We start from the raw sequence: 25679 nt of genomic DNA, 5'->3' as shown, positions 1-25679 counted from the left end.
GCACAAGCTGCAAGCTTGCGCCAGCGGGGGGGAATTATAAAAAGGAATATCAAATGAGAATTATAGGCTTAATTATAAGTTGTCTTTGGTTTATAAATATTAAAGCACAAACAGATAAAGATATGTATTTCGATATAAACAAATATAAAGATTGGGGAGAAATCTCTATAAGTTTAAGTTCCAAATATTATTTTAAAAATAATATTCTTATAAGAATAGCTCCACTTTCTAAAAGAGAGTGTATAGAAGAAAAATGGGAGGTATATACTAAAAAAGGAATACCACCCAAGAATAACTATTCATATCCTTTGGTGGGTAATGGTGAATATATTTACGCTTATTCTGCTTATAAAGAATATAAATATTACCATAAAAATGGATGTTTAGGAATATATTTAAACAAATTCTATGATTTTCTAATAGGAAAAAGGATGGAATATAATGACACCGGAAAGCTTATAAAAGAGGACGATTACGATAAGGATTACTCCTTTTCTACTGAATCTCTTTGTAAGCTAATTCAACAAGAATATAATTTTGATTTGAAAATACAAGAAATAAAGCCTCCATTTCTTAGAAGTATAGTTACTCGTGATTATTTGGAGGAATTTGGAAGATATTGTTATAAAGTAGTATTTGAAATGCCCACATCTTCTCTTCCAGAATACTATTCTCGTAGGATAATTTATATAGACGGAAGTATGGGAGAAATTTTCTGTGAAGAAGACTCTAATATAATATATGAAGAAAGAATGCCAAAATCTAAATCTTCTTTCCCTTCAAAAGAAGAATATCTGAAAAAAATAAAAAAATAAATCCCCAGAAACCACTCACACCTTCCAAGGCAAAACCTACACAGAAGAAGAGTGGAAAGCCTTTGAACAAGAACAATGGGAAAAATACCAAGCTAATCGAAATAAGAAAGGTGTCATATCCTAAATTAATAAGAATAAGAAAAGCAAATCAAGAATATGCACCACCTTTTGATAACTAATAAATAGATAGAAAAATGAAATACGCTTTTTAGTTTTATATTTGCAAAAAAAAACTATTCTTATGATAAAAACCACTATTTTCATCTTGTTTATACTTATAGCCTTATGGCTTACGGGCTGTTGGGGGTATAAAGCAAAACAAAATAAGGCTAATACTAATGCTGAGCCTGAATATGAATGGGGAGTAGCTGTAAATGCCCCCATAGGTTACCCTATACGGTTTTATGCAGGAAGAGTAGGAGGAATGTCTATAATACGTGAACTTTACTCCAAAACAAGAGAGCCTGATTGGGGAAATGCTGCTGGATATGAAAGTCATTCAATGGAAGAGTTACCCCAAAATGTAGATATGGTATGGCTTTCTTATAAAGAAGATTGTTTTTATAGGCTCAAAACTGCTATTGATTACGAAAAGATAGCAAAACTTTTTAAAGAAGGTTTTAATCAAAGAGTACCTAATGGAGAAGTAAGACATAAAACCTATGATACTATAGTAGTGGGTATTGCCCCTGGTGGTGTAGTAGTGCTGTGGGTGGGGTATGGTTATTTGCCTCTTACAGAAATAGGAAGATATCAAGCTGAGAAAATAGAGCTTAGAGAACCTGAAGGATTAGACAACCATCAAAGACTTATATTTAGTAAAAAGGATAGAGAAGAGGTTTTAAATAGTAACACCATCATTCCTGAGGATTTTCGTGAGGCAAACAAAAATAAACCTATTCCCTTTGGTCTATGGGATAGCTATCGGGACAATCAGTATCAGTGGTATCCTACTTTTGAAATTCCTGATGGAAAAATGGGAGATGTGCATTATCAATATTGGAATGGAGAAGGGTCTTTCTTTTTCTTCACAGACTTTATAACTTTAGAAGAACATAAAGATGTTTTTGCTCCCAAAGAGTTGTATCACAATATAAGAAAACTTCCTTTGTATAAGGAAATAAGTTTTACTTATAAGGCTGAAGATGGCATAAAATATGGAGTGGGACTTCAGTTTAATTGGGAAGATACTTTAGAAGCCTATAAAAAAGTATTTGGGGAACGACCTGAGGAAGTAAAAGCGCATTTGGATATTCGAATGAATCGCATCAATTCTTATCTTAAAGTTCGTTTAGTGGGAGATAATGGGAAAGAGGCTTTTATAGAACCTAAATTAATTGACATAGGGGAAGCAAATCAAGAATATGCTCCTCCTTTTGATAACTAAAAAATAAAGCTAATGGAAACATAATCATAAATATTTTGTATCTTTGCCGAAAATACTAACGATGAAACGTATATTATCACTTTTTTTAATTTTTATAACTATAACTACTTGGGCTCAAAACCCTTTAACTGCCTCTAACGCTAAGGCTCAACAACAATGGGTAGAGGATACTTATGCCAAAATGACACTCGATGAGAAAATAGGTCAGCTGTTTATGGTGTCGGTGTTTTCGAGTCATATAGGTACCAAGCGTGCTGACGAAATTACAGATTGGATAAAAAAATATCATATAGGAGGGATTATCTTCTCCAAAGGAGGTCCTAAACGTCAGGCTAAACTGACTAACAAATGGCAGCCGCTGAGCAAAATACCAATGTTTATGGCTATGGATGCTGAATGGGGTTTGGCGATGCGCTTGGACTCTACTTACGCTTATCCGTGGAATATGACGATGGGTGCTGTAAAAGATAATGCGCTGATAGAATATGCGGGCAAACGAATAGGAGCACACTGCAAAGCTTTGGGGATGCAATTTAACTTTGCTCCTGATATAGATATCAATACCAATGCTCAAAATCCTATCATTGGCAACCGCTCATTTGGTGAGGACAAAGAGAACGTAGCCCAAAAGGGGCTTGCTTTCACACGTGGTATGCAATCGGTGGGGGTGTTGGGCAGTGCAAAACACTTTCCTGGTCACGGTGATACGGCTAAGGATTCGCACAAAACGTTGCCTACTATCAACTTTACTGCGAATAGGCTAAATGAGGTGGAGCTTTATCCTTTTAGGATACTCTCTAAAGAGGTGGCGAGTGTGATGGTGGGGCATCTTAACGTTCCTTCGTTGGAGCCTAAACAGGGCTTGCCATCATCGTTATCAAAAGCTATTATCACTGATTTACTAAAAACGAAGATGCACTACCAAGGGCTTATTTTTACCGATGCGCTTGGTATGAAAGGGGTATCGGAATACTTGCCTGTGGGCGAGGTGGAGGTAGAGGCGTTTTTGGCAGGAAATGATATACTGCTGATGCCGGCTAACTTGCCCAAGGGCTTTGAAGCAATGAAAAAGGCGTATGAAAAGAAACGCATTAGTGAAGAGCGATTGGCGCACTCGGTAAAAAAGATATTGGCAGCGAAATACAAAGTGGGGCTTACGAGTTTTACGCCTATTGATGAGGCTACGCTAAAAGAACAATTGCATACTGAAGAAGATGATTTGCTAACCGAGGTGTTGTTTGAAAACGCTTTGACAGTGACACAGAACAAAGATCGTATTTTGCCTATAAAAGATTTGGAAAAGAAGCGTATTGCTTATGTGAAATTTGGTAATGACAGTGGTTGGACATTTTATACTACTTTGCGAAAATATGCAGATGTAACGCTTATAGAGCCTCAGAATGACCAACAGCTTTACAATGCGGTAGCACCTTATGACACGGTTATTATTGGCTTGCACAAGCCAGACAAAACGCCTTGGGATGCTTATAAATTTACGGCAGATGAATTGCGCTGGTTAGAACAATTGGGCAAGAAAAAGAAGGTGATTTTGACTATATTTACCCGACCTTATGCGATGCTTGATGTGAAGCACATTGAGCAATTGGAAGGGATTGTATTTGCGTATCAAAATCACAAAGTGGCACAAGATAAGGCTGCCCAGCTTATTTTTGGAGCACTTGAAGGGAAAGGGGTATTGCCTGTAACGGCTCACCCCGATTTGCCTGTGGGTACGGGTATCAATACGCCTTTTATAGGGCGATTGGCTTATGGACTGCCAGAGAGTGTGGGGCTGAAAAGTAGTGAATTGGCAAGAATAGATACGATAGCAGCTGAAGCTATCAACGAAAAAATGGCGCCAGGGATGCAGATAGTGGTTGCTAAAAAAGGGAAAGTGGTGTATCAGAAGAATTTTGGCACTTTGGATTACGATGCTGCTCACCCTGTGAAAGATTACACTATTTACGACTTGGCTTCGCTCACTAAAATACTAGCAACGCTGCCAGAGCTGATGCGCTTATACACAAAGGGGGATTTTAAACCTACGGATAACTTTGAAAAGCTATTGCCACAGCTGAAAGAGACTAACAAGGGGGCTATGGTGATGAAGGATGTATTGTCGCACTACGCTCAGTTTCAGGCGTGGATTCCTTTTTTTAACCGTACCTTGACAGCAGAAAAGCGACCTTCGCCAGAGTATTACCGCACGGTGGCGAGTGATTCGTTTCCTACGCCCGTAGCTAAGGATATGTATTTGCGCGAGGGCTATACGGATACGATTTATAAACGTATAGACGAGAGCGAACTGAAAAAAGACCGCAAATATTTATACAGTGATTTACCTTATTATTACTTCAAGAAGTATATAGAAAAAAAAAACAAGAAACCTCTGGAAATTGCAGTGCAAGAGCACTTTTACAAGCAGCTGGGAGCGTATAAGTTGGGCTACTTGCCTTTGGAGCGTTTTTCAGTAGATAGTATTGCCCCTGCCGAGATAGAAAAAACATTTCGCTGCCAGAAGATACAAGGCTACGTGCACGACCAAGGCGCTGCTATGCTGGGAGGCGTAGGTGGACACGCGGGTTTGTTTGGTACGGCTAATGATGTTGCCAAGATGATGCAACTTTATTTGCAACAGGGCTATTACGGTGGTGATTGGCTTTTGCAACCACAAGCAGTGCAGCTGTTCAACACTTGCCACTATTGCAATGAGGGCAACCGTCGAGGATTGGGTTTTGATAAGCCACAGTTGGGTAAAGCAGGTCCTACGTGTGGCTGTACGCCTATGGAGAGCTTTGGGCATTTGGGCTTTACGGGTACTTTTGCATGGGCAGACCCTGTAAATGAAATTGTGATAGTGTTGCTCTCTAATCGTACCTACCCAACGGCTGATAATAAGCTACTTATCAGTAAAAATATCAGGCAAAGAGTGCAAGGTGTGGTGTATAGTGCAATGACAAAAACTGAAAATTGAATTGTGAATAAAAAAAATTGCTTGTTTGAGAAATTATTTATACTTTTGCAGAATGAATGTAACTGCTGAAAACTAATGAAACGATTAGCTATATTAGGAGGTGGCGAGAGTGGCGTAGGTACCGCTATTCTTGCAAAACAAAAAGGGTGGGAGGTGTTTTTATCGGATAGAGGAAACCTAAAGCCTGAATACCGAAAACAACTGGATGATGAGGGGATTGCCTACGAAGAAGGAAAGCATACCGAAGATAAAATATTAGGGGCAGATTGTATAATGAAAAGTCCAGGGATACCTGATAAAGCGCCTATAGTGGTGAAAGCTCGTGAGCGGGGTATTGCGGTGATTTCGGAAATAGAATTTGCAGCACAATATACTGACAAGCCGATTATTGCTATTACGGGTAGCAATGGCAAAACAACCACTACGATGCTTACCTATCACTTGCTGAAAGAAGCGGGTTTATCGGTAGGCTTGGGCGGTAATATAGGTTATAGTTTTGCTGAGCTGGTAGCACATAGCAATCCTGACTATTATGTATTGGAAATAAGTAGTTTTCAGTTAGACGGTATTGCGACCCATTTTGCGCCTCATATAGCAATGTTGCTGAATATTACCCCTGATCACTTAGACCGCTATAACTATCAGTTTGAGAACTATATAGCATCTAAATTCAGGATAGCGATGAACCAAACGGCTAACGATTACCTAATATATGATGCAGATGATGAGGTGATTGCGGATTGGCTTCGCCATCATAAGGTAGCTGCAAAATTATTGCCCTTTACGGTGAAAAAAGAAGTAGCAGAAGGGGCTTACCTGAAAGATAATAAGATATATATGAAAATAGACGAAAAGACTACTGAAATAGAAGTAGATGAAATAAGCCTTAAAGGGATACACAATGTTAAAAATACTATGGCAGCGACCATAGCGGCGCGGTTATTGGCAGTGCGAGACCAATCGTTGCGCCAAAGTCTTAAGGGCTTTAAAGGGGCAGACCATCGCTTGGAGGAAGTGAAGGTAGTAGATGGGGTTACTTATGTGAATGACTCAAAAGCTACCAATGTAAATTCGGTATTTTTTGCACTCGATACAATAAAAACACCTATAGTGTGGATTGTAGGCGGACAAGATAAAGGAAACGACTACCAATCGCTGATGCCTTATGTACAGGAGAAAGTGAAAGCGATTGTGTGCTTGGGGGTAGATAATACGCCACTGTTGCGCTCGTTTGCAAGTGTGATGCCTAATCTTGTAGAAACGCGCTCGATGGAAGAGGCAGTGCGCTTGGCTAAACATTTTGCTGCTTCGGGAGATACGGTGCTTCTATCGCCTGCTTGTGCAAGTTTCGATTTGTTTGACAACTATGAGCACAGAGGTAATATGTTTAAAGAGGCGGTAGCTAAGCTTTAAAAAATAGTTAGGCTTTATTCATCTAAAAAAATATGAAAGAATTTCTTGATAAGTATCTCAGGGGTGATCGCTACCTTTGGGGTATAACATTGTTCTTTACACTCTTCTCGCTGGTGGTTGTGTTTAGCGCAGTTACCAATTTGCGCGATAATAGTACCCCCACACAATACCTTTGGCGACATCTTGGGTTTATTGTTACGGGGCTTGCAGTAATGTGGGTAGCTCACGCCTTTGCTTATAGGTATCACGCTTTGTTTTTTGCTGTAGCCGTATGGATAACAATCTTCTTACTTTTTTATGCGGCTTTTTTTACTACCGGAAGTGCTGAAAATACGATGGAAGCCCTCAATGAAAGGGTTACTAATGATAGGCGCTGGGTGCGATTATTCAATACTTTTACAATACAACCTGCCTTATTTGCGTGGATAGCTTTTGTGGGCTATGCGGCTCACTTCTTTGCTATTAACTACCAAAAGAAGATTACGCGCAAGCGAATGATGTTCTTTTCACTTTACTTTTTTTTAATTGTGATGCTGGTGGTTCTAGCAAACTTTTCGACTGCATTTTTGATATTTTCTTCGGTAGTGCTGTTGGCATTCTTGGCTTACTTTCCTATGCGTTATATATTTTGGGCAGTAGGCGCTATTATTGCTGCCTTTGCTCTTTTTGTGCTAATAGCCAAAGCTGCCCCCGATTTGTTTCCCAACCGTGTGGATACTTGGGCAAAGCGTATAGAAAATTATGTAGCAATCATAAAACCTGATATGCTTACGGAAGAACAAAGGGAAAAAGTGGATGACTACCAAGTGGAACGTTCCAAAATGGCAATAGCTAAAGGGTACTGGCTGGGGCAGGGTCCTGGGGAAAGCACAATGAAAAACTTCTTACCACAAAGTTCTTCCGACTTTATTTATGCAATTCTTACTGAAGAATACGGAATGGTAGGTGCGCTGTTCCTGATGGGCTTATATGTGCTATTGTGTTATCGTATTTTTTTGATAGCCAAAAATGCAAATAGTTTTTTTGGGAAGCTATTGGTGCTGGGCTTCGGAGCTGTGATAATGCTACAAGCGGTGGTAAATATGGCAGTAGCCGTGGCGTTTATCCCTGTTACGGGGCAGAACTTGCCTTTTATTAGCAATGGGGGTACTTCGCTCATTACTACTTATTTTATGATGGGATGTATCCTATCGGTAAGCGCACAACCCCGCAAGGGTGAGGAGATGGCAAAAGATATGACCATTGTAGAAACTTTTGAAGATATGCAAAAGCAATACGATAAATTGTAGAGGTAGTAAATTGTAAATCAGGGGTTAAAAATAAATAATTACTACATTAGTTTTTTTTATATAAATAGTATTGGCAATAGTGGGAAAAAGTAGTATCTTTGCCCGCTATTAATAAAAAGAAATGCCAAAAAGAGGAGTACTGTTGGTGAATTTGGGTTCGCCCGATTCATATGAGATAAAAGATATAAAGCGCTATCTGAAAGAGTTTTTGATGGATGAACGAGTGATAGATTATCCGTATTGGTTGCGCTACTTAATTGTATGTGGGATTATATTGCGTGTACGTCCGCCAAAGACGAGTCGTGCCTACCAAAAAATATGGTGGGAAGGAGGTTCGCCCCTGATTGTTATTACAGAGCGTTTTACGCAAAAGCTACAATCATTGGTTTCAGAACCTGTAGCGATGGCGATGCGTTACGGAAATCCTTCAATTGCCCACGGGCTGGAACAGCTTGAAAAACAAGGGGTAGATGAGGTGCTTTTAGTGCCATTGTACCCACAATATGCGATGGCTACTACTGAAACGATTGAGGTACTTGCTGAAAAATTGGTAGCCAAACGCTTTAAAGGAATGAAACTGACAAAAATGCCTCCTTTTTTTGGTAAGCCACAATACATAGCGGCACTTGCCGATGTGGTACAGAAGCATACGGCTCATTATCAGTATGATCATTTGTTGTTTTCGTATCACGGGGTGCCAGAGCGACATCTGTATAAAACAACGCCTACAAAGGCTCATAAGCATATTACTGAAAATATTGATTGTTGCGACCCTTATACTGCTGAAGGGGCACATTGCTACCGCAGCCAATGTTTTGAAACAACCCGTTTGCTAGTAGCGCAATTGGGATTGCCTTCAGATAAATATTCGATATCATTTCAATCGCGTTTGGGATATGACAAATGGTTACAACCTTTTACCGATAGTACAGTTGCAGCACTTGCACAACAAGGGGTGAAGAAATTGGCAGTGATTACTCCTGCTTTTGTATCGGATTGTGTAGAAACGCTTGAAGAGATACAAATAGAAGGTAAAAAGGTATTTACGGCTAACGGAGGAGAGGAATTTGTGATGATACCTTGCCTGAACGATAGCGACTTATGGGTGCAGGCTATGGCACAAATGATTGATGAGTTGTAAAAGAAAATATTTCTAACGAACTAAAAACTAAGAACTATGCTGGACTTTGGGATTGCTAAATCGATACACATTATTTTTGTAGTGAGCTATTTTGCGGGGCTTTTTTATATGGTAAGGCTTTTTATCTATCATACTGAGGCGTTAGAAAAAGACGAACCCGAACGCTCTATTCTTCACAAGCAATTTAGCTTTATGGAAGAACGTTTATGGAACATTATTACAGTGCCTGCACTTGTACTGATGACGATATCGGGTATTTATATGTTCTACACTATGGATTGGGCTTACTTCACTCAGGGCTGGATGCACGTAAAATTACTATTTGTATTCTTCTTATATATATATCATTATTATTCTTGGAAACTGATGCGTACCTTGCAAGGGGGTAAAACGGTACTTACATCGGTGAAGCTTCGTATGCTAAACGAGGTGGCAACGCTTATCCTTTTTGCGGTAGTATTTGCCGTAGTGCTTAAAAATCAGTTTGTTGATTTTTGGTATATAGCTCTTACAGCATTTATAGCTATGGGAGCTTTGATAATGCTAATCGTAAAATTGGTGAATGCAGGAAAACGATAACACCTAAACAATCTGCTGATGATAGAGTTGCTTAGAAAAACACCAGTTGAAGAACTACCTGCTATCGCAGCACAAATACGCAAACGTATTATAGAAGTAGTAGCGATGCGGGGGGGACACTTAGGCGCAAGCTTGGGGGTAGTGGATCTTACCATTGCACTTCACTATGTGTTTAACACACCTGATGATGTGTTGGTGTGGGATGTAGGTCACCAATGTTATGCACATAAAATACTCACAGGTAGGGCAGAGGCTTTTGACGAACTGCGTGCAATAGGGGGTATTAGTGGTTTTCCTAAACGCGATGAGAGTGTGTATGATGCTTTTGGTACGGGACATTCTTCTACTTCGCTTTCGGCAGTATTAGCAATGGCGATGGCCTCGGCACTGGAAGGGAACACTACAAGGCAACATATAGCCGTTATAGGTGATGCTTCAATAGTTAGCGGAATGGCATTTGAGGCGCTAAATCACGCAGGTACTACCACTGCTAATATGCTTATCGTACTGAACGATAACCAAATGGCTATAGACCCTACAGTGGGGGCACTACACTACTATTTGCAACGACTACAGCATCATAATAAAGATACTTTTTTTACGGACTTAAATATTCGCTATAAAGGGGTAGTGGATGGACACGACCTGAAGGCGCTCGTTGAGACTCTGGAGGCTGAGAAAAGCGAAACGGGGGTGCGCTTGCTGCATATACGCACTACCAAGGGCAAGGGCTTCAGAAAGGCTGAAGATGAGCAGGTAACTTTTCACGCTCCTCCTCAGTTTGACAAAATAACGGGTGAGGCTTTACCTAATAATACGCAATTACCTGCTAAATACCAAGAGGTTGTGGGGGAAACGCTGTTGCAATTGGCTACTGAAAATCCTAAGATAGTGGCTATTACTCCTGCAATGAGCAGTGGTAGTGGCTTGCACAATATGCAACTGGCTTTTCCTGATAGGGTGTTTGACGTAGGCATTGCCGAACAACACGCTGTTACTTTTGCTGCGGGCTGGGCAGCTCGTGGTTTTGTACCTTATTGTGTGATTTACGCTACATTCTTGCAGCGTGCTTATGACCAACTTATACACGATGTTGCCTTACAACAACTGCCTGTAGTGTTTTGTATAGACCGTGCAGGCTTGGTAGGCGATGATGGGGCTACTCATCACGGGGTGTTTGATATAGCTTCCTTGCGACCTATTCCTAATATGATAATTGCAGCTCCGCGCAATGCTATTCAGTTGCGCAACTTGCTATATACCGCTCAGCTACCCTTGCAGCAACCTATAGCTATACGCTATCCTCGTGGCAGATGTAATGATACTAATTGGAAAGAACAGCCTTTTGAGACTATTGCTATAGGCAAAGGAGAACAAATAAAAAAAGGCACCGAAATAGCAATAATTACTATTGGTGCCCTTACTGATACGGTGCTAAAATGTATAGAAGCTACTAAAAATCCTTCTCGCTATGCTTTGTATGATGCTCGCTTTGTAAAGCCGCTTGACGAGGAGCTGCTACACAATATATTCTCTTGCTACCAGCGAGTTATATCGGTAGAAGAAGGGGTAGGCAAAGGAGGTTTTGGCAGTGCTTTAGCTGAATTTGCTTGTGCTAATGGCTATACGACTCCTTTAGAAATTGTAGCTCTTCCCGATACATTTATCGGTGTTTCTTCATCAGATTATATGAGTAACCTTATTCTTAGTCATCTTCGTGATCCTCTATTCTGATGTTGAAACTGTCATTCCAACTATTGCCGTAATCATCAACGATAGCAATATTGATAGGAATTGTAGCACCAGCAGGAGCATTAGCATCTACGGTGAAATTTAATACAGCTTTGTAAGTCTTCGGAAGTCCTTCTTGCCAAGCAGTAGTATGAGCGCGTATGATGTCGTACGAAATAGCGGGCGTACTATTATAGTCTATTACATAAGGACTATTGGTAGTGAAAGTAGCCTTTACCTTGCGTGCTTCACTACTACCTGTATTTTTGAGGGCTACATTCACTTTTGCCTTCTTGCCTCGTAATACCTTACCATCGGGGGTTTCAATATCTTTTATTACATAATATTCGGCAAAAGCTATATGCGCAGCTGTAGCTTTTACTACTACTTGAAAGCTCGATTGCCATTGATTGTTGAAGGCATCGGTAATGGTTATTTGAATAGGAATTACAGCGTTATTGGGGGTATCGCGTTTCACTTCAAACGACAATACATAATCACTTTCTTTGCTGAGTTTGTACTTATAAGCACTGCTGTTGCCCGTAATGTTGCGATAAGAGGCTTCAGGAGCATTTACGTTGGTTACGTATGCACTATTGATAGTAAAGGTAGCTTTTACGTCTTGCGCAGTACTACTACCGCTATTTTTGAGGGCTACATTCAGCTTGATGCGTTCTCCTTTATTCACTTCTTTGTCGTTGTTGTCGTCTTCTTTTATATAGTATTCGTGGAAGCCTATAGTAGCATCAAGAGCTTCTACCGTAACTGTGAAAGTGGCTTGCCAACTATCGTTGCCGTTAGTCATCAGTACATTTATAGGAATGAGCGTACCTGCAGGCGTAGTATTGCTCACCGTAAAACCTACGGCATAGTCGCTGTCTTTTTCTCCCTGACCTTTATAGGCAGTCATACCTATAGGCATAGTACCGTAAAGAACGGGAGTGGTAGGGTGAAAATCAATTACATAAGTACTATTGGTGCTAAAAGTAGCTTTTACATTGGTAGCAGTAGCGGTACCTGTGTTTTTGAGCGCTACGTTTAGGCGTACTTTTTCTCCTTTGCTGATGTGCTTATCGTTATTGCTGTCGGCATATAGGTACACATCTTGTAGTACAATAGTAGCTTTGCCCTCCTCTTTAGGTTTAGGATCAGGTTGTGGTATGGGTTGTTCGGGAGTAGGTGCTGGAGGAGTAGGGGAGGGGCTAGGCTTTTGCGGTTGTTCTTTTTCTTTGCAAGCAATACAGATAAAACTTGCGAGTAAGCTAATAAGTAAGTATTTTTTCATATTGAATAGTATTTAAAGGGTTAACAATCAAGATAGTAAAACTGCTATATTGAGGTATTGTCCTAATAAAACCGATACCGCTACGGCTATCAGCCATTTGGGGTTACGCTTGTTGTGGGCACTCATCAATCCTACGAAAGGCACTACAAAAGTGAACACTAGCATTAGCAATACTGTTGGAGCATAACCATTAGTCCACCATCGTTGGTAGTAGGCAGTTTCTTCAGGAATATTAGTGTACCATATCAGCATATATTGCGAAAACCACAAGTATGCCCATACAAAAGCAAAAGCAAAGAGGTATTTTCCTAAATCGTGCCAGTGTTGCGGTTTTACTTTGGGCAAATATCCCTTTCGCTGTGCATATACAGCCGCAGCAATAAGCAAGGCAACCCCCGAAAGAAGAAAACTACTAAATACATACCAGCCCAACAAGCTACTATACCAATGCACTGCAGGAGGCACCAACCAGTCGTAGGCTATAGGGGTAATGCTAATAAAGCTAAATATCAGCAATAGTATCTCATATCGTTTTGATTTCTGAAACAAAGCATATCTATATAAAGCATAGCCTGCCATATATAGCAACGAGCGCCCCAATAGCCATAAAGGTTGAGAATAACCACTATCGGCTTGCAAGGTTATGAAAGCAAGTACCCCCCATAGTGTAGCCATACACACCCACAACGGAGCCGTAAGCACACGTGTTAGTGGGTATAAAGGGGCGAACCATTCGGCATTGCAAACTCTGTTGATAGCTCCAAACACCAACAACCCTACTAATGTAAGGCTACAAAATACCGTTGTTATGTACAGATAACTTATCATTGTGGGGCAGCTATTTGTTCTACATATAATGTTACTTGCCAGCGTTCTTTTTCGGTAAGCTGGGTAGCAAAGTCGTTCATTGCATTTCTTCCGTAGTAGATAACGTGATAGATACTTCCAGCGGTAATGTCAATGTTTTTATAGTTGGGTACTCCAAATATTTTTCCTCGTTCTATCAATATACCTTTTCCGTCTCCCTTTTCGCCGTGGCATAGCGCACAATAGATGTCGTATAGCGCTTTGCCCTGTGTAAGGTGTTGGCTGCGTTGTAGGCTATCGGTTGCCAAAGGATTTTGCAGCTGTGTTTTAGCTTGCTCGTAGCCTTCTAAAGTGTTGGGGTAGGGGTAAGGAAGGTCGCCGCGTTTTATTGTATTGGCAGGAGGTGCTAAAGGGGGAAGTTCGTAAGCCTCGTAGGCAGCACTCTCGTACATATCGGGGGCAAATGTAGCTGCAGGAAGCTCGCTGTTCCTACACGAAGCCAATAGCAACAAGCCTACTAATGGCAGCACCCGCGTGATAACAAATTTATTATCAGTACTTTTTTTGATAGGATTAGTAGCTTTTTGAAATGGAAATAACCTACTTCGCCATAAGAAACTAAGTACTAATAAATGAGCTGAAAAATACACTATAAATTCAAAAATAATAGGTACGAACGAAGGTAAGTTCTGCCAAAAAGTTTCGTTAGGTTTGCCGCCAAAGTTTTGAGGCCAGCTCTCTATCATAGTATAGTAACACAGCCAGCTGCCAAAGAGCAAGCCCAAGCAACCATATACAAAAGTAGCCTTGCCCAATCTACTCTCTTTTATTCCTAACGCCTTATCCAACCCTTCTACAGCAAAAGGCGTATATACTTCTTTTATGGCAACTTTCTCTTTTTTCAACTGACTTACTGTCAATAGCAATTCTTCTGCTGTTGCACATTCTATCGTCTCGTTATTGGTGTTGTTTGCCATTTCTTTATCTCCAATTACGGGTGTTACAGCTTTTATTTCCCATTGAGCTATCATCGGGAAAGTACGTGCGTATAACAAGAAAAGAGCTAAAAAGAGTCCCAAAGTACCTATAAATATACCGATATCAACGTACGAAGGACTAAAAAGTGTCCAAGATGAGGGTAAATAATCCTTGTGCAACGAACCTACTATGATTACAAAGCGCTCAAACCACATTCCCACACACACCACAATAGCTATAAATACAGAAAAAGCAATACTTTGGCGCAGTTTTTTCAGCCATAATAGTTGTGGCAAGCACACATTACAAACCACCATCAACCAAAAAGCCCAAGCATAAGCCCCTGTAGCGCGGTTGCTGAATACGAATAACTCGTGAGGGTTGCCCGATAGCAGCGCCACAAATAATTCGGTGAGGTAAGCTACAGCCACAAGGCTTCCCGTTACTAATATGATACTATTGATAAGATTAATGTGTTGTAGTGTAATATATTGTTGCAATTTGCATACTCTTCGTAAGATAATCAGTAGCAGGCTTACCATTGCAAAGCCCGAAAAGATAGCGCCAGCCACAAAGTAAGGCGGGAAGATAGTAGTGTGCCAACCCGGTATTACCGAAGTAGCAAAATCAAAAGACACGATGGTGTGTACCGAAATTACTAAAGGCGTAGCAATGCCCGCAAGCAGTAGCATTACCAGCTCCAAGCGTTGCCACTCTTTGGCTCGCCCGCTCCACCCAAAGCTCAAGATGCCGTAAATATGCCGCTGCAAAGGTTTTACAGCTCGGTCGCGCAGCATAGCAAAGTCGGGGAGTAACCCTACCCACCAAAATACCAACGATACCGAAAAGTAAGTAGCTATCGCAAAAACGTCCCATAGCAGGGGCGAGTTCATATTATCCCACAACGACCCATATTGGTTGGGCACAGGCAGCATAAAGTGTAATAGCCAAGGTCTGCCCATATGCAGTATAGGGTAAATACCCGCTTGTATTACTGCAAATATAGTCATAGCTTCTGCCGAGCGGTTGATGGCTACGCGCCATCGTTGTCTGAAAAGCAGTAATATAGCCGAAATAAATGTTCCTGCGTGTCCTATGCCTATCCACCATACAAAGTTTGTGATATCCCACGCCCATTGCACCGTGTTGTTCAGTCCCCACACACCTATTCCTTGGCTTACGGTCAACCACATACACCAGCCTCCCCAAGCAGCAGCACTACAAGCTATTGCAAAGGCTAGCCACCAACCTTTAGTAGCTTTGCGCTCTATAGGGCGTGCTATATCATTGCTGATGTTGTGATAGGTATTCATTTATTATAGTTGTTCAAAAGTTATTAATTTACCACCAATGTTTGGTACACCACATTAGGGTCTGTTCCTATTTCTGCCAATAATTGGTACATACGGTCGCTGGCTGTTGCGGCAGCAATATCGCTTTCGGGGTCGTTGGCATCGCCAAATACCATTGCGCCACTATTGCAGGCAGCGGCGCAAGCCACTACATTCTTAAAGCCGTCTTTGCCTATAGCCTTGCCTTCTTTTTTAGCCTTGAGTATCACCTCTTGGGTGCGTTGTATACACAGCGAACATTTCTCCATTACCCCACGCGAACGCACGGTTACATCGGGGTTTAGTACCATACGCCCTATATCGTTGTTCATATGGTAGTTGAAAGCATTGTTTTGGCTATAGTCAAACCAGTTGAAACGCCTCACTTTATATGGGCAGTTGTTCGCACAATAGCGCGTACCCACACAGCGGCTATACGCCATCTGGTTTTGCCCTTGGGCACCGTGCATTGTCGCCCCTACAGGACATACATTCTCGCAAGGTGCATTTTCGCAATGCTGACAGAGCATTGGCTGGAACCCTACATTCTCGCCCTCAGCTTCATAGCGGTCTATCCGCAGCCAATGCATATCGCGTTGTTTGGCTACTTCTTCTTTGCCCACTACGGGGATATTGTTTTCAGCATTACAAGCAATCACACAAGCAGCACAACCTGTGCAAGCATTCAGGTCTATAGATAGCTTGAAATGATGTGGCGAAGGTGTTTTTTTGGTGTTGGGAGCTATTTTAGGGCGAGGATTCCATTGCTCGGCAGCTGAGTTGAGAAAATCATTTAATGAAACACGCCTCAGTAGGTCAGTTTTCCCTGCCAAGTCTTTTTGTACTTGCACGCAGGCAAAAGTGTGGGTACCTTCAGCCTTTTTTATCGTTACCCGTAGTACCTGATCTTCTGCCTCGTAAAAAGGATAACCATTCACGCCCACTTGCAGTTCGGCAGGCAAGCCTATGTTACGCCCGTAGCCCAAAGCCATAGCAGCACTGCCTGCGGCTTGTCCTTGTTGTATAAGTACAGGTACTTCAACGCTGATGTCTTTAGGGTTAGTAATACACACCTTGTCAGCCATTAAAGCACCATTGCTGTCTTGCCAATTGCGCACCCCTAAGCGCTGCGCATCAGAGGGCGAAAGGCTGAGGTAGTTATCCCAGCTAATGCGACTGATAGGGTCGGGGAGCTCTTGCAGCCAAGGGTTGCTCGCTTGCTGCCCATCGCCCATTGCTACCGATGAATATAGTGTAAGTTCTACCTTATGAGCAGGTATTTCAGTATTTACAAAAGTAAGCCTCAATAGGGGAGTCGCAACTCCCTCTTCTTCCACCCATTGGCGTGGTTTCAGTGCTGCGGTAGCCGCTTCTTGCACATAAGTGCCATTTTGCAAAGCCTCTTCCCAGCGTTTGCCTTTTAGTAGGTTATTTTCCCAATAGGCTTTTATATAATCGTAATAGGTTTGCGCACTGCCCATCCATTGCAACATACAGTCCTGCCATTGGCGCGTACCAAAAAGCGGTCGTATCACAGGCTGCATCAGTCCGTAATGATGTTTTTTAAAGATGACATCACCCCACGATTCTAAATAATGTGAGGTAGGAACAAAATATTTCGTTAGTACGCTTGTTTCATTAGGTTTTAAGCCGAAAGTAGCCGTAAAAGGCACTTCTTGTAGCTCGTTGGCAAATCGCTTACCCATAGAAGAACTAAAAACAGGATTTAGCTCGTTGATGAGTAGTACCCCTACATTGTTGTCGCGCATCAGGTAAGTGAGTTCGTATAAGGCTTGGGGGTTACCTTGCTTTGTCAGTACGGGGGTCGCCGTGCTATAGGCTTCGCTGCGCAATTGTTCATTGATACAATAGGTGATATAATGTGCCTGCCACGAAGTCATTCCTGTAACCACTACCGCTTGGCTGCCGGCTTGTTTCAACTCCTGTGCCAGCTGTTGCATACGGCGGTCTATAGTCGCCGATAGCTTGTATTCGACATCAACGTTTTCGCCTGTAAGGTAGCTGTAAAGTTTGGCTAAGGCTATGTATTGCGAGCTGGGGGCAAGGGCAATGCGTTCATCAGCTTTGGCTCCCGTGATAGTCATAGCCGCTTCTATTTGAATATGGCGCGACATCCCATTTTCTTTATTTGGGATACGTCCTTGCGCATAGCCTGCTTCATAATCCCCTGCGTACCAGTCGCCCAAAAAGTCAGCTGCAAATGAAACGATAAGCGAGGCTTTGCCAAAGTTGTAGTCAGGCAAAGCGCGCTCACCATAAAGTTTTTCAAAAGCATCTAGAGCGTAATGTTCAGTAACAGCATCACACTCTATAAGTCTAAAAGTAGGATATTTCTCTTTGAAGGCAGCCAGCAGAGCGTAGGCTGAAGGGCTTGCCAGAGTGTGGCTCAATAGCACAATCTCTTTGCCCTCTTCTTTGGCTTTGTTTAGGGCGGCTATGGTTTCTTGGTTTAGCTTATCCCATTGGGCAGGTTCGCTGTTAGGGTGCTTTCTTCCTTCGTCATACAAGCCCAATACCGAAGCCAATACCCGCGCATTGGTTCCCTTGCCTGCTAAGGCTTCGGGGTTGTTCCCTACAAAAATAGGTCTGCCTTCACGCGTTTTTACCAATACGCTGGCAAAGTCCTGTCCGTTAGCTATACAAGTAGCGTAATAGCTCGCTTCACCAGGTACGATAGCCTCTGGCTGAATAAGGTAAGGGATAGTTTTATGCACCACCCCTTCACAGCCCGCCAATGCCGCAGCTGCAGTACCAAAACCTAAGTATTTCAAGAAATCACGCCTTGTGGTAGCCATTTTGTTGTATGTTATTTTATAATCTTCATTTCATCTATCAGATAACTTGCATCGGCATATTTATCAATGATAAAGAGTATATACCGGATGTCCACCATTATATTACGACATATTTTAGGGTCGTAATACACATCGCTCATCGTACCTTCCCACACACGGTCAAAGTTTAAGCCTATCAAGTTCCCTTTAGCATCAATCGCTGGGCTACCCGAGTTGCCTCCCGTAGTGTGATTCGTAGCTATAAAGCACACAGGCATCTTGCCATCTTTGCCATAAATGCCATATTCTTTCCGCTCGTATAAGTAGCGCAGCTTTGCAGGCACATCAAATTCGTAGTCGTTAGGTACGTATTTTTCCATGACCCCGTCCAAATAAGTAAAAGGTTCGTATTTTACAGCATCAGCAGGCGAATAACCCTCCACCTTGCCATAAGTAACCCGCAGAGTACTATTAGCATCGGGGAAAATACGGTCTTCAGGTGTAGCAAATTCCAAGATACCTTTCATATACTTGCGCTGCAACCCTGCCAATTTATCAGTAATTTCCTGATAAGGCGCTGCAACCTCTACAAAGTAATATTCTACAATTTGCTGTATAAACTGCATACCCACATCTTTCTTCAAGATACCTTTAAAAGCCGATTCAGGCAGCTGTAGTGTCTTTTCAATTCCTTCATAAGAAGCCAAAAATGAATTGTTGTACAATTTGCCTGTTAGCAGTTTAGCGTTGAAGTTTTGTAAGTTAGGAGGTAAAAACTGTTTAGGTATATTTTTAGCGTAGTAAGCCACTGCCTTTTCAAAAACAGCCTTGTCCACTGCTTTGTCATAGTTTTTGTATGAGGTTTTAAAACTTTGCAACAATTCAGCTTTTTTCTCGTTAAAAGCTTCCTCACCGCGTTGCAAAAGCACGTTTTGCAGCTGCATAATTTTATAACCATTGTTTAGCAAGTCTATATGCCGCATAAATTCCGAAAACAAATCACTCGCTACCGAATAGTCAAGCGCTTGGGCGTAGAGTTTTTCCATTTCTGGCAATACAGTTCCGTATTCTGCCTTTCGGCTGTGAGATTCTATATCTTTTTTAAACTCCTCTTCTTGCTTTTGCTTTATTGCTACAGCCCCCGATTTTTTAAGCCCTTTTGCTTCACCTATCCATTTTTTCCAATAATTGGCAATACTAGCGTATTTAGAGGCGTATTTTATCTTTATTTCAGGGTCGTTACGCATAAAGCTGTCTTGTGTTTTCAGTATCACATCGCGTATCCCTATTTTCATAGGGTTTATCACATCTACCATTTGTGCTACAGCTATAGCAGGCAAATACTCTTGGGTGCGACCAGGGTAGCCAAACACCATTGTAAAATCACCCTCTTTTACCCCTTTTAATGATATAGGGAAATAATGCTTAGGTTTGTAAGGTACATTATCTTTAGAGTAAGCCGCAGGACGATTGTTTTTATCAGCGTATACCCTGAAAAGAGCAAAGTCGCCCGTGTGCCTTGGCCATACCCAGTTGTCCGTATCCGAACCAAATTTGCCAATAGAGGATGGAGGAGCGCCTACCAAACGCACATCTTTAAATGTTTCTACGATAAACAATAAGTACTGATTGCCCTCGTAAAAAGCACGAACTCTACACTCTTGCCACGCCTCTTTAGGTGTGTTGCGCAATACATTATTGATATTACTCTCTATTTTTGCGGTACGCGCCTCCTCATTCACCAAAGCTTCGGTATCTACTAGTACTTTAGAGGTAATATCCTCTACCCGAACGATAAAAGTAACACTCAGGTTTTCATTAGGTAGTTCTTCTTCTTGTTTTTTAGCCCAAAAACCGTAAGTAAGGTAATCATTAGCCAGTGTAGAATGTGATTGTATTTGCGAATAGCCACAATGGTGATTAGTAAGCAGTAAGCCCTTGTTGGAAATCATTTCAGCAGTACAACCCCCATTAAAGTGAGGCACAGCATCCTTTAGGCTCGATTTGTTTACCTCGTAAATGTCCTTTACCGACATTTTCATTCCCAAGGACTTCATTTCCTTGGCGTTCATACCTTCCAACAGCGAAGGTAACCACATACCGCCTTGCTGGGCAAAGCCACTTAGCCAAAATAGTAGTAATGCAAAAAGTAATGTAATTTTTCTCATTTCTTCATAAAAAGTTAATCGGTGCAAAGGTACAAAATAATGTTTAATAGTCAATGATTAATGATTAATTCTTTAGAACTATATAATACTCAACAAAAAAGAACTGCCGTTGTGAGCAGTTCTTTTTTCTTAATTTATTATGAAAAACTTATTTTTTAGTTACTACTTTCAGCATTTCGCAACCGCGTTGTTCACCATTGTCGCAAGCTTGCTCAAACCAATCAGCAGCACGACTATCCGATTGTTTTAAGCCTTCGCCGTGGAAGTAGCAGTGTCCTAAACGATATTGAGCCAATGCGTAACCTTGGCGAGCTGCTTCTTTATACAATTCAGCTGCACGTTCAAATGAGCGGTCAGTACCTGTACCATTATAGTAATAGTTTGCCAATTTGAAACGACCTACAGGAGAATTGTTGTTAGCTGCTTTTTGGTAAAAGTTCAATGCTTGTGCATACTCTTGTTTGTCGTTGTAGAAATTACCTAATTCGTTTTGAGCCTCTACGTGGTTTTGTTCAGATGCTTTGTTCAGCCATAGCAAACCTTTTGTTTCGTTTAAGCGTTTCATAGGTGCTTTAGGTTTTGCTACGGGTTTTAAACCTGTTTTTACAGCCGAACGGTGTGATGGCATACCGCGATGAGTAGCTGTAGTGCTTGCTACTGCAGTTGTAGCTGTGTTTGTTTTAGCTTGGGGGGCTTGTGCTTTGCCTTTTTCAGTTGTATTAGTGTCGGTATCGGGTACCATAGTCATATAGTATTTACCTAAGTTATACTGAGTTTCGGCATCGCCTTTTTTAGCTACTTTTTCTTGCCATACTAAAGCTTTTTCTTGGTCTTTTTGTGGATTTTTAGAGTCTAAATAGTACTCTATCAATCGTTTTTGTGCTACTATATTTTCTTGTTTAGCCAATTTTTCGTATAAAGCAAATGCTTTTTCAGTTGATTTTCTAACCAATTTGCCGTAGTAATAACCATCGGCTACTGCCAAAATCATTTCAGGAGTTGATGGGTCTTTAGGGTCATTAGCTTCTACTCTCTTCAACAAATAATCAAATGCTGTTTGGTTACCTAAATTAGCAGCTTTTACAGCCCATTCAGCGGCATCTTTTTCTGATTTTTTCACACCTTTACCATTGGCATAACATTGCGACAATAGGTATAACACCTCAGCATAGGCTTCGTTTTCTTGTTGATAGAAATACTCTAGCGACTCGTTTTGTTGTAGGGGTTCTTTTTGAGCAGCTTTCAGATAGTACTCAAAAGCACGAGTGTGTGATATATTAGTATATTTACCATTGTAGTGCAAATCACCTAGTTTTTTGAGAGCCAACAAATTGTTTTTGCTAGCGGCTTTTTCAAGGTATTCAAATCCTTTTCTTACATCTAAAGTAGCCTCTTCTAACAAGATAGCCCCTAAATTGTACTGAGCCATTACATCTCCTTCATCGGCTGCTTTTTGGAAAAGGTCTATAGCTTGTTGTGGTGAAGGACGTGTACCATTACCAGTAGCGTAGCACACACCTAAGTTGTTTTCGCTCACAGGGGTAGGGCTACTATTTACTGACTTATACACCCAATTGAAAGCATCGCGGAAAGACTGCGCATCGCCTATGCCATTGTACAAACACACTGACAGCTGGCGTTGCGCATCGGCATTGCCTTTAATAGCAGCGCGAGTGTAGTACTCTATTGCTTTTTTATAAAATTTAGGTATTAGCGGACTGTTGCCATAAAAATAATAATTACCCAATTTGTAAGCAGCATCAGGATTGCCTTTAGCAGCTGCTTTTTCAAACCATTCTATTGCTTTTTCTTCAGATTTTTGTCCGCCTTTTCCTTCCAAGTAAGCCATCCCTATTGTATATTGAGCATCGGGGTTTCCTTTTTCAGCTACTTTCATCAATTGTTGCAAGGCATCACCGCTGTTAGGCATAGCTTCGTACGCCCAAGAAGCCACAAGGTATTCAGCATCTAAATTTCCTTTAGCGGCAGCTTTTTGTGCCCAAGAACGTGCTTTTTGCAAGTCTTTAGCAACACCATCGCCAGTTTGGTAAGCTTTAGCGAGAGCCAATTGTACTTCGGGACTTTCTTTATCTGCATTTTTTTCAATCCACTGGTAGTATTTTTCAGTAGATTGAGCTACTCCTTTACCATCGCGGTAGCACAATGCCAATTGGCGTTGCGCATCTACATTACCGCCATTTGCAGCTTTTTCAAACCATTCAGCTGCTTTTTCTTCAGATTTTGCTACTCCTTGTCCTGTAAAATAGCATTGTCCTAATTGATATTGTGCTTTAGCATCACCACTCTCGGCTACTTTTTCTAACCACACTACTGCATCCTGATAAGAGCGTTTCACCCCCTTACCATTAAAATAGGCATCAGCCAATTCCGCCTGAGCCTGCACATCGCCTTTCTCGGCGAGTTTCGTTAACTTTTTTATGTCTTGCGAGTAGGTGCTCACCGCCAGCAAGACTGAAAACATTAAAATGAAGTTTTTCATAGCGTTATATTTTTTATGGATAAAATATTATATTTTGGACTGCAAATATACGTATTTTTTTTATATTACCTAATATTTCTTCTTATTTTTTTAAATTTGTTTCGTATTTCAAATAATTAAAACCATCCAGCTCGGCAGTCATAGAACCTACACGCAAGGCTGCTTTTAGCTTCACGGGTATTTTATTTTTGTCGTCTGTTATCCACATTGTGATGCCTTCTTCTTCTCTAAACACGCGCCCGTCTTGCACTATAGGGCAGAATTTCAGTGTTTTAACACTACCAAATTCAGTGCTTATCGTTTCGCGACCTAATAGTTTTAGTTTGAATTTGTAAATTTCGTCATCGTCAAAAATAACGTCCAGCACAATTTGGTCGCCTGCTTTCATTTTATCCACATTAGGATAATTGCGCAATGCATAAAATGCCGAAATTACATCTTGCAATCCCGGTTGGAAAGCTATTTCGGTGCTTTGTCCGTTTTCTACATTATCTATTTTTACTTTATTGTTGCTGTGGTTGAAATACATTTTGAGGTGCTTGGTATAGCCTCCTTCGTAAATATTTCGCACAAAAAGGCGAGGTTTGCCATCAGTGATGCCAAAATAACTTTCATAAAAATCTTCTACCTTGAAGAATACACGCGCCAATCCTGTAGTTTTGCCATAGCCCACTGCGTGAAATACCTTTTCGCCGTTGTACATTTCTTCTTTTACGTGCAAAGTAGCCACACTTGCATTGAAAATGCTATACTTTACCTTAAAGCGAAGCCATTCACCATTTTTAAAAGGCAATTCGTTGTTTTGCCCTACGGCTACACTACTTATTAACGTTACTAAAATTGCTGCTAAAATACTTAATTGTTTCATTCTATGTTAGTTATTAGATTGCACCATACCTTTTCACAAAATTTCAGAACCTACCAAATTCAAAATTCAAAATTCATAATTCTTTAAGCACAAAAACTTTGCCAAATTCATCATTCGTAATTCATAATTCTGTAACTCTCCTCGTCCCCTTCCAATATTTGCAGGTAGCTTTTGTAGCGTGACCAAGCAATTTCGTCATTTTCTAATGCCTCTTTCACAGCGCAATGAGGTTCATCGGTATGCAAGCAGTTGTTGAACTTGCAGTCTTCTTTTAGGGCGAAGAATTCTGGAAAGTAATCGGTGAGCTCGTGTTTGTCTATTTCTACCATACCAAAGCCTTTAATACCGGGGGTATCAATGATGTGAGCTCCAAAGGGAAGGTCGAACATTTCGGCAAAGGTGGTAGTGTGTTGTCCTTGCTGGTGTTGTAGAGATATTTCGCCTGTTTTGAGTGCCAATTGGGGCGCAATAGCGTTGATGAGTGTAGATTTTCCTGCCCCAGAATGTCCCGATACCACACAGGTTTTGCCCCGCATCGTTTCTTTTACTTTTTCTATATTTTTGCCTGTAGTAGCCGAAATGCCTATACACTCATAACCCACCTTGCGGTACAACTGTGCCAAGTACTTCACTTCTGCCAATTCATCGGGGGTGTAGGTATCTACTTTGTTGAATAGCAAAACGGTTTTGATGCTATAAGCCTCAGCTGTAACCAAAAAGCGGTCTATAAAAGTAGTGGAAGTAGGTGGATTATTAAGCGTAACAACCAAGAAAGCAAGGTCTATATTGGCAGCGATAATATGCGTTTGCTTAGATAGGTTTACAGACTTGCGAATGATGTAGTTTTGTCGTTCCTCAACGGCTGTAATCACCCCTTGCAGTCCTTCTTCTTGCTGAAAAGCTACATAGTCGCCCACTGCCACAGGATTGGTATTTTTGATACCTTTTAGGCGCATTTTTCCTTTGATGCGGCACTGGTAAAACACTCCGCTATTTTCTTCTTTTACGGTATACCAGCTCCCTGTAGATTTATACACAAGTCCTCTCATTCAAAAATAAGTATTTTAAATTATTTAGGAAACACCTTATCATATACCATATTGCTTATGCCTTTTACGGGGGCATAGAGCACAGATTCGGTTAGCAAACTTCCCGACAGCCATTTGTCGGTTTGCAAAGTACGTTCTAAGAACAAGAACAAAGAGCCTATAATGACGGCAGCTTTGAGCATACCAAAGAGTGCCCCTGCCAAGCGGTTTAGGAAGCCTAATTCGGCATCTTTGAGCATTTTAGTAATAATTTTGGCGAGTGTCATCAGCAGTAGCATCATCACCAAGAGGGTAATGACAAAGGCGATGACCTCTAAGGTTTGTTTTTCTACAGAAAATATATTACTTAACAGATTAGCGGTATAGAACGAAAAGTGTATTGCCCCATAAATACCTACCACAATAGCCAGTAGCGAAGCCATTTCTATAATAAGCCCTCGCATATAGCCCCTTACTAAGCCAAAACCCAAGATTACTGCTAATATAATGTCTATTTTATTCATATTCGTTATTTTGCTGATTTAAAGTGAGCCTGCGCCAATTCCACCCATGAGCGCAAGTTTGCAAAC

At 41.2% G+C, this 25679-nt stretch carries 17 protein-coding genes; 8 read left to right on the top strand and 9 right to left on the bottom strand.

Annotation, left to right across the window (positions count from 1 at the left end; genetic code table 11):
• The 8 genes from HMPREF9075_RS08455 to HMPREF9075_RS08420 form a co-directional block, all read left to right on the top strand.
• Positions 1–815, top strand: an 815-nt coding sequence (locus tag HMPREF9075_RS08455) for a hypothetical protein (RefSeq protein ID WP_009416119.1), incomplete at its 5' end; no start/stop codon positions are given.
• A gap of 241 nt (positions 816–1056) precedes the next feature.
• A complete protein-coding gene (locus HMPREF9075_RS08450; protein ID WP_009416117.1) occupies positions 1057–2202 on the top strand; it encodes a DUF2931 family protein in 1146 nt (381 codons plus the stop codon).
• A 61-nt stretch (positions 2203–2263) separates the two neighbouring features.
• The gene (locus tag HMPREF9075_RS08445) at positions 2264–5176 is read left to right on the top strand and encodes a glycoside hydrolase family 3 N-terminal domain-containing protein (protein ID WP_009416116.1); all 2913 of its coding nucleotides are present in this window, start codon (positions 2264–2266) and stop codon (positions 5174–5176) included.
• 75 nt (positions 5177–5251) lie between these two features.
• Positions 5252–6589 (top strand): UDP-N-acetylmuramoyl-L-alanine--D-glutamate ligase, encoded by a 1338-nt coding sequence (gene murD, locus HMPREF9075_RS08440; protein WP_009416115.1) that lies wholly within the window; start codon positions 5252–5254, stop codon positions 6587–6589.
• 32 nt (positions 6590–6621) lie between these two features.
• A complete protein-coding gene (locus HMPREF9075_RS08435; protein WP_009416114.1) occupies positions 6622–7878 on the top strand; it encodes an FtsW/RodA/SpoVE family cell cycle protein in 1257 nt (418 codons plus the stop codon).
• Between the two features lie 121 nt (positions 7879–7999).
• On the top strand, positions 8000–9019 hold the full coding sequence (hemH, locus tag HMPREF9075_RS08430; RefSeq protein WP_009416113.1) for a ferrochelatase: 1020 nt from the start codon (positions 8000–8002) through the stop codon (positions 9017–9019).
• 36 nt (positions 9020–9055) lie between these two features.
• The gene (locus HMPREF9075_RS08425) at positions 9056–9598 is read left to right on the top strand and encodes a CopD family protein (RefSeq protein ID WP_009416112.1); all 543 of its coding nucleotides are present in this window, start codon (positions 9056–9058) and stop codon (positions 9596–9598) included.
• An 18-nt stretch (positions 9599–9616) separates the two neighbouring features.
• Complete coding sequence (locus HMPREF9075_RS08420) at positions 9617–11332, top strand: 1-deoxy-D-xylulose-5-phosphate synthase (protein ID WP_009416111.1); 1716 nt, start codon at positions 9617–9619, stop codon at positions 11330–11332.
• On the opposite strand, the gene HMPREF9075_RS08415 is transcribed toward HMPREF9075_RS08420, so the two are convergent.
• The 9 genes from HMPREF9075_RS08415 to HMPREF9075_RS08375 all read right to left on the bottom strand — a co-directional run bounded on the left by HMPREF9075_RS08415 (position 11304) and on the right by HMPREF9075_RS08375 (position 25613).
• On the bottom strand, positions 11304–12614 hold the full coding sequence (locus tag HMPREF9075_RS08415; protein WP_009416110.1) for a repeat-containing protein: 1311 nt from the start codon (positions 12612–12614) through the stop codon (positions 11304–11306). The two genes, HMPREF9075_RS08420 and HMPREF9075_RS08415, sit on opposite strands and share 29 nt — an antisense overlap.
• Before the next feature lie 27 nt (positions 12615–12641).
• Positions 12642–13442, bottom strand: a complete 801-nt coding sequence (locus HMPREF9075_RS08410) for a hypothetical protein (protein ID WP_009416109.1) — start codon at positions 13440–13442, stop codon at positions 12642–12644.
• Positions 13439–15712, bottom strand: coding sequence for a quinol:electron acceptor oxidoreductase subunit ActD (locus tag HMPREF9075_RS08405; protein WP_009416108.1), 2274 nt, complete (start codon positions 15710–15712; stop codon positions 13439–13441). The genes HMPREF9075_RS08410 and HMPREF9075_RS08405 overlap by 4 nt, the downstream gene beginning before the upstream one ends.
• A 23-nt stretch (positions 15713–15735) precedes the next feature.
• Complete coding sequence (locus tag HMPREF9075_RS08400; RefSeq protein WP_009416107.1) at positions 15736–18546, bottom strand: 4Fe-4S dicluster domain-containing protein; 2811 nt, start codon at positions 18544–18546, stop codon at positions 15736–15738.
• Positions 18547–18557: 11 nt separating this feature from the next.
• Positions 18558–20693 carry a S46 family peptidase gene (locus HMPREF9075_RS08395; protein ID WP_009416106.1) on the bottom strand — a complete coding sequence of 712 codons (2136 nt, stop codon included), beginning with the start codon at positions 20691–20693 and terminating at the stop codon, positions 18558–18560.
• A 148-nt stretch (positions 20694–20841) separates the two neighbouring features.
• Positions 20842–23193 (bottom strand): tetratricopeptide repeat protein, encoded by a 2352-nt coding sequence (locus HMPREF9075_RS08390; RefSeq protein ID WP_009416105.1) that lies wholly within the window; start codon positions 23191–23193, stop codon positions 20842–20844.
• 82 nt (positions 23194–23275) lie between these two features.
• Positions 23276–24061, bottom strand: coding sequence for a DUF3108 domain-containing protein (locus HMPREF9075_RS08385; RefSeq protein WP_009416104.1), 786 nt, complete (start codon positions 24059–24061; stop codon positions 23276–23278).
• A 110-nt stretch (positions 24062–24171) separates the two neighbouring features.
• The gene (gene rsgA, locus HMPREF9075_RS08380) at positions 24172–25110 is read right to left on the bottom strand and encodes a ribosome small subunit-dependent GTPase A (protein WP_009416103.1); all 939 of its coding nucleotides are present in this window, start codon (positions 25108–25110) and stop codon (positions 24172–24174) included.
• A gap of 20 nt (positions 25111–25130) precedes the next feature.
• The gene (locus tag HMPREF9075_RS08375) at positions 25131–25613 is read right to left on the bottom strand and encodes a CvpA family protein (protein ID WP_009416102.1); all 483 of its coding nucleotides are present in this window, start codon (positions 25611–25613) and stop codon (positions 25131–25133) included.
• Positions 25614–25679 lie beyond the last annotated feature (66 nt).

The organism is Capnocytophaga sp. oral taxon 332 str. F0381 (genome assembly GCF_000318275.2).
Taxonomy (GTDB): domain Bacteria; phylum Bacteroidota; class Bacteroidia; order Flavobacteriales; family Flavobacteriaceae; genus Capnocytophaga; species Capnocytophaga bilenii.
Note: the sequence above shows the minus strand (reverse complement) of the source record. Positions and strands in the feature narration are given on the sequence as shown.

What these genes read in the sequence shown, in the direction of transcription:
- HMPREF9075_RS08450 (WP_009416117.1), top strand. Translation starts at nt 1,057, where the DNA reads ATGATAAAAACCACTATTTTCATCTTGTTTATACTTATAGCCTTATGG.
- HMPREF9075_RS08445 (WP_009416116.1), top strand. Translation starts at nt 2,264, where the DNA reads ATGAAACGTATATTATCACTTTTTTTAATTTTTATAACTATAACTACT.
- murD (WP_009416115.1), top strand. Translation starts at nt 5,252, where the DNA reads ATGAAACGATTAGCTATATTAGGAGGTGGCGAGAGTGGCGTAGGTACC.
- HMPREF9075_RS08435 (WP_009416114.1), top strand. Translation starts at nt 6,622, where the DNA reads ATGAAAGAATTTCTTGATAAGTATCTCAGGGGTGATCGCTACCTTTGG.
- hemH (WP_009416113.1), top strand. Translation starts at nt 8,000, where the DNA reads ATGCCAAAAAGAGGAGTACTGTTGGTGAATTTGGGTTCGCCCGATTCA.
- HMPREF9075_RS08425 (WP_009416112.1), top strand. Translation starts at nt 9,056, where the DNA reads ATGCTGGACTTTGGGATTGCTAAATCGATACACATTATTTTTGTAGTG.
- HMPREF9075_RS08420 (WP_009416111.1), top strand. Translation starts at nt 9,617, where the DNA reads ATGATAGAGTTGCTTAGAAAAACACCAGTTGAAGAACTACCTGCTATC.
- HMPREF9075_RS08415 (WP_009416110.1), bottom strand. Translation starts at nt 12,614, where the DNA reads ATGAAAAAATACTTACTTATTAGCTTACTCGCAAGTTTTATCTGTATT.
- HMPREF9075_RS08410 (WP_009416109.1), bottom strand. Translation starts at nt 13,442, where the DNA reads ATGATAAGTTATCTGTACATAACAACGGTATTTTGTAGCCTTACATTA.
- HMPREF9075_RS08405 (WP_009416108.1), bottom strand. Translation starts at nt 15,712, where the DNA reads ATGAATACCTATCACAACATCAGCAATGATATAGCACGCCCTATAGAG.
- HMPREF9075_RS08400 (WP_009416107.1), bottom strand. Translation starts at nt 18,546, where the DNA reads ATGGCTACCACAAGGCGTGATTTCTTGAAATACTTAGGTTTTGGTACT.
- HMPREF9075_RS08395 (WP_009416106.1), bottom strand. Translation starts at nt 20,693, where the DNA reads ATGAGAAAAATTACATTACTTTTTGCATTACTACTATTTTGGCTAAGT.
- HMPREF9075_RS08390 (WP_009416105.1), bottom strand. Translation starts at nt 23,193, where the DNA reads ATGAAAAACTTCATTTTAATGTTTTCAGTCTTGCTGGCGGTGAGCACC.
- HMPREF9075_RS08385 (WP_009416104.1), bottom strand. Translation starts at nt 24,061, where the DNA reads ATGAAACAATTAAGTATTTTAGCAGCAATTTTAGTAACGTTAATAAGT.
- rsgA (WP_009416103.1), bottom strand. Translation starts at nt 25,110, where the DNA reads ATGAGAGGACTTGTGTATAAATCTACAGGGAGCTGGTATACCGTAAAA.
- HMPREF9075_RS08375 (WP_009416102.1), bottom strand. Translation starts at nt 25,613, where the DNA reads ATGAATAAAATAGACATTATATTAGCAGTAATCTTGGGTTTTGGCTTA.